Annotated in this window: 18 protein-coding genes and 1 pseudogene; 8 read left to right on the forward strand and 11 right to left on the reverse strand. The window is 49.3% G+C overall.

What is annotated here, in order from left to right; translation table 11 throughout:
* Positions 1 to 32: 32 nt before the first annotated feature.
* The 6 genes from KG631_RS07965 to KG631_RS07990 form a co-directional block, all read right to left on the reverse strand.
* A complete protein-coding gene (locus KG631_RS07965) occupies positions 33 to 902 on the reverse strand; it encodes a PDZ domain-containing protein (protein ID WP_213997677.1) in 870 nt (289 codons plus the stop codon).
* Positions 899 to 1267, reverse strand: coding sequence for a hypothetical protein (locus KG631_RS07970; RefSeq protein ID WP_213997678.1), 369 nt, complete (start codon positions 1265 to 1267; stop codon positions 899 to 901). Before KG631_RS07970 ends, KG631_RS07965 begins: the two co-directional genes overlap by 4 nt.
* Positions 1264 to 1821, reverse strand: a complete 558-nt coding sequence (locus KG631_RS07975; protein WP_213997679.1) for a sigma-70 family RNA polymerase sigma factor — start codon at positions 1819 to 1821, stop codon at positions 1264 to 1266. The genes KG631_RS07970 and KG631_RS07975 overlap by 4 nt, the downstream gene beginning before the upstream one ends.
* Positions 1822 to 1891: 70 nt before the next feature.
* Entirely contained in the window at positions 1892 to 2728 is an 837-nt protein-coding gene (locus KG631_RS07980; RefSeq protein ID WP_213997680.1) for an SAM-dependent methyltransferase, read from the reverse strand.
* Positions 2718 to 4430, reverse strand: coding sequence for a tetratricopeptide repeat-containing diguanylate cyclase (locus tag KG631_RS07985; protein WP_213997681.1), 1713 nt, complete (start codon positions 4428 to 4430; stop codon positions 2718 to 2720). The genes KG631_RS07980 and KG631_RS07985 overlap by 11 nt, the downstream gene beginning before the upstream one ends.
* Before the next feature lie 6 nt (positions 4431 to 4436).
* Positions 4437 to 4643 carry a hypothetical protein gene (locus KG631_RS07990; protein WP_097110634.1) on the reverse strand — a complete coding sequence of 69 codons (207 nt, stop codon included), beginning with the start codon at positions 4641 to 4643 and terminating at the stop codon, positions 4437 to 4439.
* Between the two features lie 227 nt (positions 4644 to 4870).
* Here KG631_RS07990 and cysG point away from each other — a divergent pair, with 227 nt between their 5' ends.
* The 3 genes from cysG to rsuA are packed head-to-tail and all read left to right on the forward strand — an operon-like array spanning position 4871 to position 7865.
* Positions 4871 to 6292, forward strand: coding sequence for a siroheme synthase CysG (gene cysG, locus KG631_RS07995; protein WP_213997682.1), 1422 nt, complete (start codon positions 4871 to 4873; stop codon positions 6290 to 6292).
* Positions 6293 to 6336: 44 nt separating this feature from the next.
* Positions 6337 to 7122 carry a 3'(2'),5'-bisphosphate nucleotidase CysQ gene (cysQ, locus tag KG631_RS08000; RefSeq protein WP_213997683.1) on the forward strand — a complete coding sequence of 262 codons (786 nt, stop codon included), beginning with the start codon at positions 6337 to 6339 and terminating at the stop codon, positions 7120 to 7122.
* Between the two features lie 50 nt (positions 7123 to 7172).
* On the forward strand, positions 7173 to 7865 hold the full coding sequence (gene rsuA, locus KG631_RS08005; RefSeq protein WP_213997684.1) for a 16S rRNA pseudouridine(516) synthase RsuA: 693 nt from the start codon (positions 7173 to 7175) through the stop codon (positions 7863 to 7865).
* A 2-nt stretch (positions 7866 to 7867) separates the two neighbouring features.
* On the opposite strand, the gene KG631_RS08010 is transcribed toward rsuA, so the two are convergent.
* Complete coding sequence (locus KG631_RS08010) at positions 7868 to 9730, reverse strand: DUF4105 domain-containing protein (RefSeq protein ID WP_213997685.1); 1863 nt, start codon at positions 9728 to 9730, stop codon at positions 7868 to 7870.
* 50 nt (positions 9731 to 9780) lie between these two features.
* Entirely contained in the window at positions 9781 to 10263 is a 483-nt protein-coding gene (locus KG631_RS08015; RefSeq protein WP_213997686.1) for a DUF3015 family protein, read from the reverse strand.
* A 253-nt stretch (positions 10264 to 10516) separates the two neighbouring features.
* Between KG631_RS08015 and KG631_RS08020 the strand changes: the two are divergent.
* Positions 10517 to 10758: pseudogene (locus KG631_RS08020) on the forward strand (GlsB/YeaQ/YmgE family stress response membrane protein).
* A gap of 1 nt (position 10759) precedes the next feature.
* Here the strand turns inward: KG631_RS08020 and KG631_RS08025 are convergent.
* Positions 10760 to 11002, reverse strand: a complete 243-nt coding sequence (locus KG631_RS08025) for a DUF1289 domain-containing protein (RefSeq protein ID WP_213997687.1) — start codon at positions 11000 to 11002, stop codon at positions 10760 to 10762.
* A gap of 389 nt (positions 11003 to 11391) precedes the next feature.
* On the opposite strand from KG631_RS08025, the gene ilvG reads away from it, so the two are divergent.
* From ilvG to ilvA, 4 genes are all read left to right on the forward strand, one after another.
* Positions 11392 to 13041, forward strand: coding sequence for an acetolactate synthase 2 catalytic subunit (ilvG, locus tag KG631_RS08030; protein ID WP_213997688.1), 1650 nt, complete (start codon positions 11392 to 11394; stop codon positions 13039 to 13041).
* Positions 13041 to 13295, forward strand: coding sequence for an acetolactate synthase 2 small subunit (gene ilvM, locus KG631_RS08035; RefSeq protein WP_213997689.1), 255 nt, complete (start codon positions 13041 to 13043; stop codon positions 13293 to 13295). The genes ilvG and ilvM overlap by 1 nt, the downstream gene beginning before the upstream one ends.
* Before the next feature lie 37 nt (positions 13296 to 13332).
* On the forward strand, positions 13333 to 15183 hold the full coding sequence (ilvD, locus tag KG631_RS08040; RefSeq protein ID WP_213997690.1) for a dihydroxy-acid dehydratase: 1851 nt from the start codon (positions 13333 to 13335) through the stop codon (positions 15181 to 15183).
* A gap of 388 nt (positions 15184 to 15571) precedes the next feature.
* Positions 15572 to 17140 (forward strand): threonine ammonia-lyase, biosynthetic, encoded by a 1569-nt coding sequence (ilvA, locus tag KG631_RS08045; protein WP_213997691.1) that lies wholly within the window; start codon positions 15572 to 15574, stop codon positions 17138 to 17140.
* Here ilvA and KG631_RS08050 read toward each other — a convergent pair.
* Both KG631_RS08050 and KG631_RS08055 read right to left on the reverse strand, forming a co-directional pair.
* Positions 17116 to 17454: a nucleotidyltransferase domain-containing protein gene (locus tag KG631_RS08050; protein WP_213997692.1), complete on the reverse strand. Its 339-nt coding sequence runs from the start codon at positions 17452 to 17454 to the stop codon at positions 17116 to 17118. The genes ilvA and KG631_RS08050 overlap by 25 nt on opposite strands.
* A complete protein-coding gene (locus KG631_RS08055; protein WP_213997693.1) occupies positions 17432 to 17848 on the reverse strand; it encodes a nucleotidyltransferase substrate binding protein in 417 nt (138 codons plus the stop codon). Before KG631_RS08055 ends, KG631_RS08050 begins: the two co-directional genes overlap by 23 nt.
* Positions 17849 to 17882 lie beyond the last annotated feature (34 nt).

Here is a 17882-nt window from a genome sequence, read left to right on the forward strand (position 1 = left end):
CCTCTTTGGCGGTAACTTCGGTTACCGCTTTTTTACTCACACTGGCGGTCGGTTACCTTCCAGACTACCGGCTCCCAGTATTTAGCCGGATCGGTTCTGTCATCAGAGTTTTCAATATAACGGCTGGCAAGGTGATATACCTTATTGGACTCTACTTTTAACTGCAAAACCTGGGTAAGTTGTTTTTTGCGCTCCCACAGATCTACGCGATTCCATCTGACCCGCGGTAAGGCAATTTGCTCAGCTAACTCAATATCTTGCGTACCAGTGTCGACTTTAATCACATCAGTGCGACGATAAGGCTCAGTTCTGAAATCAGTATCACTCACCGCCCGGATAGCGACAGGAAATAATTCCCGGGTACGTGGGGGGAAGTAAAATACTGAAATAAAGCCACAACCGCCAGTTTGTGCTGAGTGTGGGGCATCTGCACTTTGCACCGGGTTAATAACTAAGCGCCAGGCCGGAATAGTGCGGCGGGTAACTGTGCTTTGTAGATTGATGGCCTTGCCTGCGCGGTTAACCCACACGTTAAACCTTTTGCCTTCTTCAAAATCATTTAACAATGCCAGCACATCCTCAAGGCTGGTTGAGTCAAGGGCGGCATTGTTAATTTGCAACACTTTGTCACCCTCTTTTACTCCGGCTCTTTCTGCATCCGAATCCGGGGTTACCGCCAGTATTTTATGTTGCCGGTCCATTACCGCACCAAAATGGTAATAGTTGCGGGCTGGCTCTTCAATGACCAATTGGCCATCTTCTGCCGAGTTTCCCGACGCCATTATTGCCGCCTGTACCGCTTCAATAATGTCCTGTGAGGGTTCTGGTTGCCGGGCATCCGCGCCAGTAAACCAAAGTGCCGTCATTGCGGCGCAAAGCCTGGCCAGTTTTGTCACTTTCATAAGGTATACGTCCGGGGCTGAGGTTTATTCAGTTGCTGGCGCTGCGCTATTAAACGCTCAACCTGCTCATGATCGTTGCGAATAATGGATTGTTGAATTGCCACATCCAACTTTTCCAGCTGATAGCTGTCAACCGGGTCTGCGACCGCTACCGTTTCGGGCTCAATATAGCCGCTATACAGCAGGCCGCTTAACATACCAATAAATGCCAGACTGGCGGCACTGCTCAGCCAGAGTGTAAGCTTGCGTCGCTTTTTATCGAGACGTTGTTGTAGCTGTTGCCACAGTAAATCGTCGGCAGTTTCCTGATGTGCGGCCGTTAAGCGCTGCCCCAACAGCTCACTGAATTGTTGTTGCTTACTCATAGTTCGCCCTGCTTAAGTTGGGTTGCTAATTTAGTTAGTGCCCGTCGGTATTGCTGGCGGACATTTTGCTCAGATAGTTGCAATAATTCAGCCAGTTGCTGGTGGCTGTAGCCCTCTACGGCATACAACCACACCAATACCCGCTGCTGTTCAGACAGTACTGCCATAATGCGTTCAACATCATCCAGCCGGGTTAGCGAGTCTATGGCGCTGTTCCAGCTTTGATCACCAATATTGTCGCTTTCGTCATCACTAAGCAGCTGTTGCCGGTTGCGTTGACGCAGCGTATCCAGCGCTAACCTGACGCTAAGTTGTTTTAGCCAGCCACCTACCGCTAACGGTTGCTTAATATCAGCCAGGCAAGCAAATGCCTTAATAAAAATATCCTGGGTCAGGTCACGGCCATCTTCGGCAGAGCCCAGCATGCCACTACATAAACGGAGCACCGCATCAGCAAAGTGACTGTAAAACCGCTTTAAGGCGTCTGGCTGGCCGCGCTGGGCTGCTTTGAGAATCTCAGGCGCTATTGGTCTGCCAAATCCGTGTGCTGACACCGGGTTTCCTTGTGCTGTTTTACTATAAGACGCTTTGACATGACAAAGTGTGACATCGACAGGAGCATTTTCAGGGTAAACGGGTTTGCCGTAATGGATGGTCGGCCGGCACGCCAAGCTGATCGAGCATCTTATGGTTAATGCTTTTCGGGCGTAACGGCGGGATCACCAGGGTGGTGATCTGGTTTAGCGTCGCCTGAGGTAATGTCGCTAACGTTACTGTTTCGGATCGGTATTGCCAGATAGGCAAATCAGCGGCTTCATACAAAATTACCTGATGGTCTGGCGGGTACCATTGCTGCAGGTGCTGCACCAGTATGTCAATAAAGTGGCTATCGCTTGCCAGTTTTGTCAGGCTGAAATCACCGGCTATCGCGACCTGCCATAGCAGCAGGTAAGCACTAACATCCACAGTGTGCTGATAAAATAAAAACTGACTGGCTTCAAACTGCTGGCAGCCCTCAGCCATCGGGTCGATACCTAAGTCGGCATATAAGCAGGCGTCAGCGCCAATGCCGGCCTCCATTTTCGCCCGGTAGCCCAGCGCTTTGAGTTGGCGAATTGCCTGGTGTGGCGGCCAGCTGGCAATGCCCGGGTGGCCATAACAGGCCCAAACCACATTCTTACCGGCAGTTACTGCGGCAATAACCGCATCCAGCATCGCCTGATAGCTATCGCAACGCGGTTGGCCGGGTTGATAAAACGGCTGCAAATCCACTAAGTTAGGGTTTATCTGCTGTAAAAAGCCGGTAAGGTAGTGGCTGTTGCTGTGAAAAAACACTACATCAGCTGCTGCCAATTGCTCGCGCGCCAGTATAGTCAGCTGACTGCCGAGGGTAATACCCAGCCCCAGACACCGCAAGCTACCGGCGGTGCGTTCAGGCGAAACCGGGCTCTCAGTTGTCACTGACGTTATACACCCTGATACGATTGCGACCACCTGTCTTAGCGTGGTAAAGCGCTTCGTCGGTTTGTTTTAATAAACTATCAAAATCGGCGTTGTTGCTGGTCGCCACCCCAAAACTGGCGGTAACCTGAATGATCTGGTTGTTAACCTCAATATTCAGTTGCTCCAGGCTTTGTCGGCATTGTTCCGCAATGGCCTCGGCGTCCGCCAAGGCACAACCCGGTAAAAACAGCGCAAACTCTTCGCCACCAATTCGCGCCAGAATATCCTGCTGCCGGATTTGTTCCTGACAACACTGAGCAATGGCACTTAGCACCTTATCACCTGCGGCATGGCCAAATTGGTCATTAATTTGTTTAAATAAATCGATATCAAACATAATCAGGCTGTAGTCGCCTTGCTGGCGGCGGTTAGCAATATGCTTGCTTACCGTTTCGTTAAAATAGCGACGGTTAAATAAGCGTGTTAAAAAGTCGGTGGTGGCTAATCGGTTGAGGGTAGCCCTTTTACTGTTCAATACATAAATAACCAGGAGCAGTAATACCAGTAAGGCGATCGAGATAAACAGGGTTCTGAGTTTTTCATCCTGTTGCAGCTTACTTTCCAGCTGTAGCAGCTCATTCTGACTTTGCAGCAGTGCCAGTTTATTTTCGCTTTCCATAAAATCAGCCTGTGCCAGATAATATGCCACGCTGCGCTTTTTAAACTCGTCAATGTAGCTGTTCAGAGCAGCAGAATGCTGGCTGTAGGCCGCAACTGCAGCGGTAGTGTCTCCTGTTTTCTCATACAATTGGGCTAGAAGTAGCATGGTTTTATTGGCTGTTTTTGTGTCATTCAATGCTGTGGATTGCTGATAAACTTTTCCCAGCAAGCTTTCTGCTGCAGCATAGTTGCCTAAGTGAAGCTCAGCCGATCCCAGAAAAAATTCAGCCTGAATGATAGCGTACGGATAACCTATTTTGCGAAGTTCTGGCAGTACGGATTGCATATCACTTTTTACTTGTACTGGTGCTTTTGTTACGTCAAATTCTGCAATGTAGAGGCTAATTGTATTTGTTAGTAATGGCTCGTTGGCTGCAAGGCAGGCTTGACGAGCCTGCTGAACTGCATCATCAGTGTAGGTTTGAGTTAATTGCAAAGATGCACTTAATTGCAGCGCATAGCCAACACAAAAACTACGTTGAGAACTCGCAATCCCGACGATATTCGATGCATATTCCAAGGCTTTATCGTACACATTTGCACTTATGTGCAATTGGGTCGCGACAGTATATAAGCTGACCTGCAGTGGCTCGTCGTTAAGCGTCCCTCCCGCTTTTAACGCATCAAACAGGAAAGCATAAGCTCTGCTGAAATCCTTGCGGTGCTCATATACGGTTGCCAGTAACAAATTGGCTTTCAGGTTAATTTCCGGATAGTCACTGCCCGCAATTTTCGTAGCCCAGGTTATGGCCTCATCTTGCTTGCTCTGAAATGCAAAGATGTAGGCTTTAAGAAAGGTAAATTGTTGTTGTTGATAGGGAGTAAGCGCCTGATAGTCTGCTTCCAGCTGCGCAACAATTTCCGCGGTTTGGCTTGGTGACTGGGTGCGTAATGCTTCAGCCTGGTCCAGTTGATGTTGCAACGTGTCTGGTGCAGAGACAGCAAAAAAAGACGCTAATAAAAATATTAACGTCGTGCTAAATGCTGCGCACTTTTTCAAGAGGTGCTACTTTGCCGGAAAAATAAAAGTAACAGGCAATACCGCATGCCCGGTTAATTGCTCAACTTTTACTTTGTCCCCGGCCAGCACCGCGTCTATTTCGTGGCTCTGCAGTCCATAACTCTGCATGGTGGCTGCCGGGTCATCCAGAAAATCTTGTTGTAGCTTAAGGTTAGTGGCTAAGTCATTAATAAACTGGCTGAGTGTCGACATAGTAATTCCTGTTTTTATTATGCTTGGATTTTAGTTGTAATTTTAATCACTAATGTAATGGAAATAACCCACTGCCACAACTAGTGAAAGTGCAGTTAAAGGTATGAATTAGAGTATATTCATTCCGTTTGGTTATATATGAGCGTGATAAGCTATTTTGCGAAATATGCTTGCAGCGCTATGCTAGGCACTACTATCAGCTGACGTTTTCAGCTTGCGGAGCCGCAGTGCAATATCTTCCTTTATTCGTAAAATTAACTGATAAACCGGTGCTGATTGTCGGCGGCGGTGCTGTGGCGCTGCGTAAAGCCGGCACTCTGCTTAGTGCCGGCGCTAAGCTGTTTGTGGTATCGCCTGAATTCGCCCCGGAATTTATACAATGGCAGCAGCAGGGTAAAGCCGAGCTTATTACCGGTTATTTCAGCCCGGAGTTATTAGACGGAAAGTTGCTGGTGATTGCCGCTACCGATAACGACAGTGTGAATGGCGCGGTATTTGATGCCGCTACTGCACGCAATATGCTGGTGAATACCGTGGATGACCAGCCAAAATGTGGCTTTATTTTCCCGTCTATTATCGACCGTAACCCGATTATTATTGCCATTTCCAGCTTTGGTACTGCCCCGGTACTGGCCAGGCGCTTGCGTGAAAAGCTGGAAACCCTGCTACCGCAACATTTAGGGCCATTGGCGCAATTGGTCGGCCGTTTTCGGGATCAGGTAAAAGCCAAAATTGACGGTTTCGCTGCCCGCCGTCAGTTCTGGGAAAAAGTGTTTAATTCCGACGTGGTACGTGAGGTACAGGCTAACCAACTGCCCCAGGCCGAACATCGGCTGGCAGAGTTGTTGGCCGAACCACAGCAGCTGGCTGGTGAAGTGTATGTAGTCGGCGCCGGGCCGGGCGATCCGGAACTGTTAACCTTAAAAGCCTTACAATTAATGCAGCAAGCCGATGTGGTGGTGTACGACTATCTGGTATCACCGGAAATTATGCAGCTGGTCCGGCGCGATGCCGAGCTGATTTGCGTCGGTAAAAAAGCCGGTGCGCATTCGGTGGCACAGCAGGACACCAACCAGATATTGATCGATTTAGCCCTGGCCGGCAAAAAAATCTGTCGTTTAAAAGGCGGCGACCCCTTTATTTTCGGCCGGGGTGCTGAGGAAATTCAGGCACTTTTGGCGCATGATATTGCCTTTCAGGTGGTGCCGGGTGTAACAGCTGCTGCCGGCTGTGCCGCCTATGCCGGTATTCCGCTGACCCATCGCGCTCATGCGCAAAGCGTGCAGTTTGTTACTGGCCATTGCCGCAAAGACGGCAGTGAACCCGACTGGCGCAGCATGAGCACCCCCAACCAGACCGTGGTGATTTATATGGGCTTAATGAAAGCCGCCCATATTCAGCAGCAATTGCTGGCGGCCGGCCGCGCCGCGACCACCCCGGTGGCAATAATTGAAAACGGTACCCGGCTGGAGCAGCGGATCATCACCACAACGCTGAGTGAGCTGGCGACGAAAGTCAGTAGCGAACAGGTACAATCGCCGGCGCTACTGATTATTGGCGAAGTCGTTAGTTTACAACAGCAATTACATTGGTTTGGTAAGCGGCCGCAAAGCGCGGTATTCGGCCAGCCGCTAACCCGGTTGCGCTAATTCTGTTAAGCTAAACCTAAATAATTTTCTGCAAGGAAGTATGAATGACAGCAACGTTACTGCCGGCCATTATTAAGATTGCCGAACAAGCCGGTGAGGCTATTTTAGCTATTTATGGCCGAGACCAGGCCGCTTTTAATATCAGCGCCAAGAGCGATGACTCGCCACTGACTGCTGCTGATATGGCAGCGCACCGGCTGATTGTCGCTGAACTGGCAAAATTAACCCCAGAGTTACCGATTTTATCGGAAGAAGCGGCCGATATCAGCTGGGACATCCGCAAAAGCTGGCAGCGCTATTGGTTAGTCGACCCGCTGGATGGCACCAAGGAATTTATTAAACGTAACGGCGAATTCACCGTTAACATTGCGTTGATTGATCAGGGTGAGCCAATCCTGGGCGTAGTGCACGCGCCGGTGCTGGCAAAAACCTATTACGCTGCTAAGGGTGAAGGCGCATTTTTAAAGCAAGCCGATGGCGTCCGGCCTATAAAGGTAAACCTGGCCAGCCAGGATAAATTAGTAAAGGTTGTGGGTAGCCGCAGTCACCCCAGCCCCGATTTAGCCGGTTATCTGGCCCAGTTTAAGCAGCATGAAATGGTGCCGGTGGGTAGCTCGCTTAAGTTTTGCCTGGTGGCCGATGGCACGGCAGATGTCTATCCGCGCTTTGGCCCTACCATGGCCTGGGATACCGGTGCCGGCCATATTGTGGCCACTGAAGCCGGTGCAACAGTGAGCTTTGATGGTATCAGTGAGCAGGTATATCAGCGCGAGCAGCTGCTCAACCCCAACTTTATGGTATCAGCGCTCGTCTCGGCAACAGGCGACTAATTTTTGCCGGTAGGGTACACTAGCCACCTTATTTTCAGGTGACTAGTGTTATGCGTTTAGATAAATTTATATGTGATTGTACCGGCCTGACCCGCAGCCAGGCCGGCAAAGTTATCCGCCAGAAACTGGTTAGTATTAACGGCGAAATTGTTAAACAAGCTGCGCGCCAGGTTAGCAGTGACGATGCCGTCGTTCTGGACGGAAAACCGCTTGCTATCATTGGTTTGCGGTACATTATGCTGCACAAACCCGCTGGTTTTCTCTGCGCCAATGATGATCCGGACCACCCAATCGTTTTTAATTTACTGGATGAACCCTTAGTTGAGCGCCTGCACACTGTTGGCCGGCTCGATTTAGACACCACCGGTTTATTACTGCTGACCGATGATGGCAAGTGGTCGCACCGGATCAGCTCCCCAAAACATCATATCGCCAAAACCTACCGGGTGTGGACCGCCGACCCTATTAGCCCGGATGCCGCCAGTCAGTTTGCTGAGGGGGTAATGCTGCGTGGTGAAAAAGACCAAACTCTACCCGCAGAGCTGGAAATAGTGGCAGAGTGCGAAGCACTGCTGACCATTCATGAAGGCCGTTATCATCAGGTAAAGCGGATGTTTGCTGCTATTGGCAACAAGGTTGAACAACTGCACCGCGAGAAAATTGGTGGTTTGCAATTGCCTGATGATTTAGCTGAGGGTGAGTATCGTCAGCTGACTGCCGCTGAGCTGGCATTGCTGCGCTGATATTACCAATACCAGCCTAGCGCCAGAGCCACTTCCGTTACACTATCGTCTTTGATAATCGCGACTCGAAAATCAAGGTCGGTGTTAAGCGCATATCGGCCATTAAGTTTTGTCAGCAAGTCTTTGCGGCCATCACTGTAAAATCGCTGCTCAAGCTCCAGCCTTGAAGAAAGGCGCTGCGAGGCATACCAGGTCGCAATGAGCTTAGTGGCGAGATAACTATCTTTGCTGTTAAGTGTTTCACCCAGATAGCCCCCGCCGACAAAACCAGTCACATTCAGCTTAGTTGCAGCTCCAAAGCCGTAACCAATACCGGTATTAACTTTAAATGCCTCACAATTATCACAGCCGGCTTGACGTTGAGCTGCGCCAACATCAAGGTACCACGAGTAATTACGATCGCCCGGAAGTCCTGTCAGGTTTGCTCTGATGCTTTCTATCTTTACCAGTGATAAATCTTTCAGAAAGAACCTGCTGTCTGAGAAACCCAATACCAATTCGCCCATACTAAGCGCAGAAAACCTGACATGCCCTTCTTCAGCGTCAAGGGCATCATAGTAGGCAGGACGAAGTTGAATTTGACCATAAGACTCGACAGCAGAGTTATGGACAATTTGCACTGAGGTATAACTCGGCTTTCTGCCCAGGTGTGGTTGAGACGCAGAATCAAAATCGACTACGGCAGGGCCTGGTGCAAGTTGGTAACGCAGTAAAACAGCCTGTTTATAATGCGTGTTGTTAATATCACCGGCACCCGCCGCTTCTTTACGCATAAACTGAAAATAGTCTATCAGCGTATCCACTATTGCATGCTGCTCTGCAATCTCAAACCCTGAAAGATCAAATCCTGCCAGATCCTCCGGTTTATTAACTATGTTATGCACAACATCTTTTTGCTGTTGATTCAAAAAGGAAAATCGCTGATAAAGTCTGCTTTGTCTGGAAGGATGATATGTAATGGTTTTGACTAACGGTTGACCTTGAAAATCAACATTTGACAGGTTTTGCATTATCGACTGAGGCGTCATCCATAAACGCTGACTGTCAGCGAGTTTGCTAGTTAATACTAATTGCAGTAAATCGCCCATGTGAAAGGCGCAGTTTCGGTTGAAAAAGTAGTATCTGTAATCGGCGTCAAGTAGTTCCCAGATATGTCCAAGTAAAAGGGTAATATCTGGTTGCTCTAATGCCAGCTCGTATTCCCATAAATCACGTAGTTCAGACTCTCTGTAATTGCCGGCATGATAAAAGTATTTTTGCTGGGTAAATGAAGCGTCATACTGACCTATAATACCTTTAATAACATAAAGCGCCATATTCTCATCTGCTGGTACATCGGCACCAAAGTTAATGGCAGTATCTTGCAAGTCGGTATGTTTTGTGGGCACATTTTCGGTATTTAGTTTAAGTAATAAGTGACCATAATAAGATGCTGGATTCGCTAAAAAGCCCGTGGCAAAAATTACACTTATTGAACTGATATTTTGCTGCTTATTAAATTGATTAAACTTGGGGCAACTCAATTCTTCGATATCAAAATTATGAGTAGTGATTTGTTGTTTTAACCATTGATATCGCGCCGGGAATTTACACTGTGCGTGCATGTCAGGGTTGGCAGGATCAACGGGTGTTGCGAAAGCAGTAAGTGTTGCTAATAGTTCTGCTAACGGATCAGCAGCACCATTCTCTGAAAAAAAGAAACTGTCTGACGTAATGTAACTTTGGCCGTTGTCACCATAGACCAGCAATTTTTGCCAGGTTGGTGATAAGGCAATGTTTGCCAGTTCAGATGAACCAGTTACGGGGTTCGCATGAACAAAGGGGCAAAACAGCAATATGCTGCAAAGCAAAAGCAATCGATTCATCAGTAGACTCAAGACAGAATAGGAAGCGTACTTCCTATTCTGCTAAAACATTAAGCAGAGGTAACAGCACTGATAACAGTGCTGTAATAAAGCTGGGATTTTTCGCGCTTATCAGCAGATAGGTATAATTCATCAGCAATATGCTGGCTCATTTCAGTGCGCAGGCTGCCAATGACTTTGTTATGTTGCTCAGGAGTGACTTCAAGGATATTCATTAATGCCAACAAATGTTCACCTTCTCCACGGGCCGTTTCTTCGATCAGGCTGTCGTAAGAGTTTAAGATAAACGCTGCGGCATCAACATTCTTTCCAGAGCAGGTTTCAGGGCTGGCTGTAGCAGAAGTGACAGCAGTGGTCCCGATATCCCAGATAACATTTGAAGTTACTGCCAAAACTTTATGTTCTGGAAATAAAGCAGCACCAATACCACAATCTGAAAATGGGTTTGGACCTGAACCTGGAGCTTTATCTGCATATGCAGATGCCGATAAAGTCATAGACACAGTAAGTGCTGCAATAGCGCTATATTTCATTTCAATTCCTTTGGTTTATTATTATATAAAAGTCAGCCTCAGCTAATCGAGGCGCGTAATATATACCGTTTCCATAATGGTAAATCTAGCCTTTAGAAAAAAATATTATGTAAGCACAGCCACAAGTGTTTGATACAAAATTTTCAAGCACTTAAACCAGATTTACTCAATGCTCAAGCCGGCTTTTGTATGCAACTTTTTTAGACTATGCTCAATAGGTGCTACGTCAGCATCTAACTGTGAAGGGATTACTATGAATTTTATCGCTTTTTTAATCATCGGCGCACTCGCTGGTTGGATAGCCGGTAATATTATGAAAGGCCGCGGCTTCGGCTTGTTAGGCAATATTGTTGTTGGCATTGTCGGTGCTTTTTAGGCGGTTTTTTATTCACGTTGCTTGGCTTGTCGGCAGGTGGTTTTATTGGTTCGCTGGTTATGGCGACGGTGGGTGCGGTAGTGCTGATTTATCTGGTTGGGTTAATTAAAAGAAGTTAATTCAGAACAAATCCAGTGATTCACCTTGCTCTGGCAAGTCCTGCTCTTTCTTCGCTTTGGTATTCAGCCTTGCCCGGCGCTGCACCAGCAGTTTAAGAATATGGCTGCGCTCTGCCGTGGGTTTCTGGTGCCAGTTAAAGCGTTCGTCACGCGAGCGCAGGCAACCGAGGCAATAGCCCCGGTTGTTACTCTCACATACCCCTATGCAGGGGTTAGGTATGTCGAATAGCTCTAGCTGATCCATAAGGCTACCGCCCAGGCTGATGAATAAGCTAAGTGTACGTTGTGGCAGGCTAAAGGTGCAAATGGTGGATTTTTTCAGCAAATGACAAAAATTGGTTGACTTCAGACTGATAGACGGCTATTTGTAATAGGTAACTGCTCTGTAAAACAGAGCCAAAATATAAAAACGAATTCAACCAAGTAAATAAGTAAGAATCAAATTATGCGTTTAGCTGCTGTTCTGAACATTATTGTCCTCGTGGTCGTGGTGATTATTAATCTCCGCGGGGGCGGTGTTTTGGAAAAATAAAGTAGCTTAAGGCGAAATCCAACAAAACCCCCGCTCCGCAAGGACCGGGGGTTTTGTCGTTTCAGGGCGTGTGAAAATTAAATAGCAGCAAGAGGTTTAGGATGAATGGCGCAGAGTTGGTATTAAAGGTGTTGCAGCAGCAGGGGGTGGATACCATTTTTGGTTATCCCGGCGGCGCTATTATGCCAATTTACGACGCGATCTATGCCAGCCCGGTCAAACACTACCTGTGCCGACATGAACAGGGTGGTGCGTTTTCGGCCATTGGTTATGCCCGCAGCTCCGGCAAGGTGGGGGTGTGCCTGGCTACCTCTGGTCCGGGCGCTACTAACTTAATTACCTCACTGGCCGATGCTATGCTGGACTCGGTGCCGCTGGTGGCGATCACCGGCCAGGTATCGCAGGCGGTGATGGGCACCGATGCTTTTCAGGAAATTGACGTACTGGGCTTAAGTTTAAGTGTTACCAAACACAGCTTTATGGTGCGCAGCGCCGATGAACTGGCCGCGACCTTAAACGAAGCTTTTGCAATTGCCCGCTCTGGCCGGCCCGGCCCGGTGCTGGTTGATATCCCAAAAGATGTGCAACTGGCCGCGGTAAGCGAGACTGAGGTTTCGGTTCAACCCCGGCAACGCCCTATTAATACTTCGCTGGCACAAAGCACTAAGGCCCGCCAGTTAATTGCTAACGCCAATAAGCCGATGGCCTATATCGGCGGTGGCGTGCATATGGCTGGTGCTATGCCACAGTTGCAGGACTTTTTAGCCCAGTGTCCGATGCCCTCTGTTACCACCTTAAAAGGCATGGGCTCGGTGGCGAAAGACAACCCTTATTACTTAGGTATGCTGGGCATGCACGGCACCCAGGCTGCCAATATAGCGGTGCAACAGTGCGATTTATTAATTTGTTTAGGTGCCCGCTTTGATGACCGGGTAACCGGCAACCTGCAAAAATTCGCCCCGAAAGCCAAAGTTATTCATGTCGATATCGACCCGGCTGAAATTAATAAAGTACGTTTTGCTCAGGTATCGTTTTTAGGCGATATGCAGCAAATATTGCCGGCGATTAGCAGTAGTACTAACTGCAGCGACTGGTTAGCGCATTGCAGCAGCTTAAAACAGCAACATGGCTGGCGTTACGACCACCCGGGCGAGCGTATTTACGCACCGCTGATGTTAAAACAGTTAAGTGAGCGGATGCCGGATAACAGCGTAGTGTGCTGCGACGTGGGCCAGCACCAGATGTGGGTGGCGCAGCATATGCGCTTCAGCCACCCGCGCAACCATTTATCCAGTGGTGGCCTGGGCACCATGGGCTTTGGTTTGCCCGCGGCTATTGGCGCCAAGTTAGCCCGGCCACAAGATACGGTAATCGCGGTGTCGGGCGATGGCTCTTTTATGATGAACGTGCAGGAGCTCGGCACCATTAAACGTTTCAGGCTGCCGGTAAAAATCGTCATTATCGATAACCAGCGCCTGGGCATGGTGAAACAGTGGCAGCAGTTATTTTTTGATGAGCGCTACAGCGAAACTGACTTATCTGACAATCCGGATTTTGTCGCGCTGGCCGCAGCCTTTGCCATCCCCGGCCACTGTATTACCCGCAAAGATGAAGTAGAAGGCGCGCTGGAAGCTATGTTTACCTGGCCGGGCCCCTATTTATTGCATGTAAGAATTGATGAAAAAGACAACGTCTGGCCATTAGTACCGCCGGGTGCCGCAAATGAAGATATGATCCTGGAGAGCAACTAATGAACCATATCCTGACCATCACCACCAATAATGAAGCCAGCGTGGTTGAACGTTTATTGCAGGTAACCCGCTATCGCGGCTACCAGCTGGCCGGGCTTGAGCTAACGCCACTGAGCGATATGGCGGGACTGTCGATCACCTTAACGGTCAGCAGCGACAAGCCGATTCATTTACTGACCAGTCAGTTACACAAACTATACGACGTGCGCGATTTACAACTGGTCAGCGCCGACATTGCCGCGCTGCGCGCCTAAGCTATTACCAGACTAATTTATAATAACGGAGTACCTGATGCCAAAGTTAAGATCCGCCACTGTTACCGAAGGCCGCAATATGGCCGGCGCCCGCGCGCTGTGGCGTGCCACCGGGGTTAAAGATACCGATTTTGGCAAACCCATTATTGCCGTGGTTAACTCGTTCTGTGAATTTGTGCCGGGCCATGTGCATTTACGTGACCTGGGTAAACTGGTGGCGAAAAGCATTGAAGATGCCGGCGGTATTGCCAAAGAATTCAACACTATAGCCGTAGATGACGGTATCGCCATGGGCCATGGCGGCATGCTGTACAGCCTGCCTTCGCGCGAGCTGATTGCCGACTCGGTCGAATATATGGTTAACGCCCACTGCGCCGATGCCATGGTCTGTATTTCGAATTGCGATAAAATTACCCCCGGCATGTTAATGGCGGCGATGCGCTTAAATGTGCCGGCGATTTTTATTTCTGGTGGGCCAATGGAGGCCGGTAAAACCAAGCTGTCAGATCAGATTATCAAGCTGGATTTAGTCGATGCCATGGTGTCGGCGGCCGATCCAAAAGTCAGCGACAGCGACAGTGAGCAAATTGAACGCAGTGCCTGTCCAACTTGCGGCAGTTGCTCGGGGATGTTTACCGCTAACTCAATGAACTGTTTGGTGGAGGCGTTAGGTTTAGGCCAGCCCGGCAATGGCTCACTGCTGGCGACCCATGCTGATCGCAAAGAGCTGTTTGTGCAGGCCGGTTTCAGAATTATGGAGCTGTGTAACCGCTGGTATAAAAACGACGATGCCAGCGCCCTGCCGCGCAGTATCGGCAATAAAACGGCCTTTGAAAATGCGATGATGCTGGATATTGCGATGGGTGGCTCCACCAATACCGTGCTGCATTTACTGGCTGCGGCTATTGAAGCTGAAGTCGATTTTACCATGGCCGATATCGACCGTTTGTCACGCATCGTGCCGCATTTATGCAAGGTGGCGCCCTCTACCCAGAAATACCATATGGAAGATGTCCATCGCGCCGGTGGCGTTATCGGTATTTTAGCTGAGCTGAATCGCGCAGGCTTGTTAAACCCCGATACCCCCCATGTTGCTGGTAGTTCACTGGGCGCGGTGTTAGATAAATGGGATTTGAAAGCCAACCCCTCCCAGGAGGTACAACAATTTTACGCCGCCGGCCCGGCCGGCATTCGCACTACCCAGGCGTTTTCGCAAAACTGTCGCTACCCGTCTGTAGATGATGACCGGGTGGAAGGCTGTATTCGCAGTAAAGAACATGCCTACTCGCAAGACGGTGGCTTGGCGGTACTGTTTGGCAACCTGGCACCGCAGGGTTGTATTGTGAAAACCGCCGGGGTAGAGCCGGAGAATCTGGTATTTACCGGCCGCGCCCGGGTGTTTGAAAGCCAGGATGAGGCGGTTGACGCCATTTTAAAAGGCAAAGTCGTAGTTGGGGACGCGGTGATTATTCGCTATGAAGGCCCGAAAGGTGGCCCGGGTATGCAGGAAATGCTGTATCCAACCAGTTATTTAAAATCGATGGGCTTAGGCAAGGCCTGTGCCTTGATCACCGATGGTCGTTTTTCCGGCGGCACCTCAGGCTTATCGATAGGTCATGTATCTCCGGAAGCGGCCAGTGGCGGTGCTATCGCGCTGGTGCAGGAAGGCGACACAATAGAAATTGATATACCGCAGCGCAAAATTGGCATAGCCATCAGTGATGAAGAGCTGGCCAAGCGCCATGCAGAGATGGATGCGAAAGGTAAGCAGGGTTGGAAGCCAGAGAACCGGCAGCGGGTGGTCAGTTCTGCCTTAAAAGCTTATGCCCTGCTTGCCAGCAGTGCAGATAAAGGTGCAGTGCGGGATTTGTCGAAGTTAGAAGAGTAAAAGCAGAACCTTAGTAAGTAGGCGGCGAAGAAAGTATTTCCTTGTCTCTGAGTTTAAATCTGAGTTGAAGGCTGCGACAGGTAACAACACGCGGGGACGTCGTAAATATGTCCCTATAGACTCCTCTCCAGCATCCCTGCTGGAGACGCCCCGCTTAGCTCTTACCTGTCTTCGCTTGAAACTGAAGTGTGTCGGATGGCACAAGCAGCAAGACGTAAGGCGATGGGCAAGGTGTGCGCTTGCAGCAGCGGCAGGGATGCCGCGGAGGCTGAGACAGCACAGGGACGTGCTGTCGAAGGCGGCGAAAAGAGCATTTCCTTGCCTTGAGCTATACACAGATCTTCAAGTTACATCAGGTAACAATGATACAAACAGCAGTGGAGCAACAATGAACAATCTGGCAACAGTCCAACCAGAGCAGACAGATACCGAGTTAATGCAGCAGTATCTGCGGGACATTCTGCTATCGCCGGTATATCAGGCCGCAGTAGAAACGCCTTTGGATGGCATGACCAAACTTAGCCAGCGACTGGGCCATAATGTGCTGCTAAAGCGCGAAGACAAACAGCCGGTGTACTCGTTTAAACTGCGCGGCGCTTTTCATAAACTGCATAAAGTAAAATTGCATAGCCCTGATGCCAGCGTAGTGTGTGCCTCGGCTGGTAACCATGCTCAGGGCGTAGCGCTGTCTGCCAGCAAGCTTGATATTCATGCCACCATAGTGATGCCCATTACAACCCCGGAAATAAAGGTTGCGGCAGTAAGGGCGCTGGGTGGCAATGTGGTGCTGCACGGCACTGCCTTTGATGAAGCCAACAGCTATGCCATCAACCTGGCCAATACCGAGGGCGCGATTTATATTCCGCCCTTTGACGATAGCGACGTTATCGCCGGCCAGGGTACCATCGCCAAAGAGCTACTAAGCCAACATAACCAGCTTAATGCGGTATTTATCCCGGTGGGTGGCGGCGGCATTCTGGCTGGGATGGCGGTGTATATCAAAGCCATCCAGCCTAATGTGCGGGTAATAGGGGTAGAGCCGGAAGATGCAGCCTGCTTAAAAGCGGCATTGGCCGCCGGCAGCCCGGTAACCCTGGAGCGGGTGGGTTTATTTGCCGATGGTGTGGCGGTAAAACGTATCGGTACCGAAAACTTTAACCTGGCGAAACGTTTTTGCGATGAAGTGGTTACCGTTAGCAGTGATGAAATATGCGCCGCCATTAAAGACATTTTTGATGACTTACGTGCGGTGGCCGAGCCCGCCGGTGCGCTGGCTTTGGCTGGCTTAAAAAAGTACAGCCAGCAGCTTAACAACAGCACCCTGAGTAAACCGCAGCAGTTTGCTGCTGTGTTAAGTGGTGCTAACTTAAACTTTGATACATTGCGCTATGTGTCAGAGCGTTGTGAGCTTGGCGAGAAAAAAGAAGCGGTATTTGCCGTGACCATACCAGAAGAAAAAGGCAGTTTCCGCCGCTTTTGCCAGACCCTGGGCGGCCGGGCGATTACTGAATTTAATTATCGCTATGCCAGCGATAACAAAGCCCATATTTTTGTCGGTATTAAGCTGCGCCATGGTCAGCAGGAACTGGACACGGTAACGAAACTGCTCAGTGACGCCGGTTATGATTATCAGGACTTGTCCGACGACGAACTGGCCAAGCTGCATGTACGGCATATGGTCGGCGGCATGCCACCGCGCGAGTTACAGGAACAGGTGTATCAGTTTAATTTCCCGGAATACCCCGGTGCCTTAATGAATTTTTTAAATACCTTGGGCGAGGATTGGAACATCACCTTATTTCACTATCGCAACCACGGCGCCGCCACTGGCGATGTACTGGCCGGCTTTGAAGTGGCGCAGCATAGTGATATTGCCTCATATCTGGATAAGTTGGGCTATCAGTATCAGCAGGTTAGCAATAACCGCAGTTATCAGACGTTTTTAACCGCGGGTTGATAAAACACCTTGCCAACTCTTGCTATATGCGCCAATAATTCTTTGTTTTCGATGTCTTGGATCCGGCTGATATCAAAGCTGTAAGGCAGTAGCAAATCATCCAGCGCTGTTAGCAGTTGCAACAATTGTTGGTGGCTAAATTGCGGGCCAACAATAACCAAATCAATATCTGAGCCTGGCCGGAAAGTACCCATAGCTCGCGAGCCGTAAAGCAGGGCTTGTTCAATTGCGGAAAACGATGCCAGACACTGCTTAATTTGTTGCAATGCCTGCTGGCTGAGCCCGTATAAGTCAGCCGGCATTGTGCTGTTCATTTAACACCTGATGTAGCTCGACAAAGGCTGGATAATATCGCTGCAAAATATCATCGGCGACCGCATTTGCCGTATCCTGATTATAAATATGGGAGGTTAACGCCCGGCTTTTAATCATATTCATCCACAGCTCACCGTCACTAATTAAACCACGGCTAAACGCCAACCTGATGGCATCGCGCGAACCCTGAATATCGGTTTCACCCTGAAACTGATAAAAATCTTTAATGCAGTTCCATGCCAATTCGTAGTTGTACTCAAAATCCTGAATTAAGCCCTGTCGCTCCAACTTAGTAAGCTGCCGCTGCTTCGTCAGTGCAATAGCCTCACTCAGTTCAGCCAGTGCTTTAGTGAAGTTAGCCAGCCGTTGATGCCAGCGAATATCGGTATTCATGCAGTATCCTGATGATGGTACTGGGTGTATTTTA

The sequence above is a fragment of the Arsukibacterium sp. genome (assembly GCF_018402695.1).
Lineage (GTDB): Bacteria > Pseudomonadota > Gammaproteobacteria > Enterobacterales > Alteromonadaceae > Alishewanella.

Coding starts and splice junctions, on each gene's coding strand:
- KG631_RS07970 (WP_213997678.1), bottom strand. CDS start 1,267: ATGAGTAAGCAACAACAATTCAGTGAGCTGTTGGGGCAGCGCTTAACG.
- KG631_RS08025 (WP_213997687.1), bottom strand. CDS start 11,002: ATGGATCAGCTAGAGCTATTCGACATACCTAACCCCTGCATAGGGGTA.
- ilvG (WP_213997688.1), top strand. CDS start 11,392: ATGAATGGCGCAGAGTTGGTATTAAAGGTGTTGCAGCAGCAGGGGGTG.
- ilvM (WP_213997689.1), top strand. CDS start 13,041: ATGAACCATATCCTGACCATCACCACCAATAATGAAGCCAGCGTGGTT.
- KG631_RS07990 (WP_097110634.1), bottom strand. CDS start 4,643: ATGTCGACACTCAGCCAGTTTATTAATGACTTAGCCACTAACCTTAAG.
- ilvD (WP_213997690.1), top strand. CDS start 13,333: ATGCCAAAGTTAAGATCCGCCACTGTTACCGAAGGCCGCAATATGGCC.
- KG631_RS08015 (WP_213997686.1), bottom strand. CDS start 10,263: ATGAAATATAGCGCTATTGCAGCACTTACTGTGTCTATGACTTTATCG.
- KG631_RS08055 (WP_213997693.1), bottom strand. CDS start 17,848: ATGAATACCGATATTCGCTGGCATCAACGGCTGGCTAACTTCACTAAA.
- rsuA (WP_213997684.1), top strand. CDS start 7,173: ATGCGTTTAGATAAATTTATATGTGATTGTACCGGCCTGACCCGCAGC.
- cysQ (WP_213997683.1), top strand. CDS start 6,337: ATGACAGCAACGTTACTGCCGGCCATTATTAAGATTGCCGAACAAGCC.
- ilvA (WP_213997691.1), top strand. CDS start 15,572: ATGAACAATCTGGCAACAGTCCAACCAGAGCAGACAGATACCGAGTTA.
- KG631_RS07965 (WP_213997677.1), bottom strand. CDS start 902: ATGAAAGTGACAAAACTGGCCAGGCTTTGCGCCGCAATGACGGCACTT.
- KG631_RS08050 (WP_213997692.1), bottom strand. CDS start 17,454: ATGAACAGCACAATGCCGGCTGACTTATACGGGCTCAGCCAGCAGGCA.
- KG631_RS08010 (WP_213997685.1), bottom strand. CDS start 9,730: ATGAATCGATTGCTTTTGCTTTGCAGCATATTGCTGTTTTGCCCCTTT.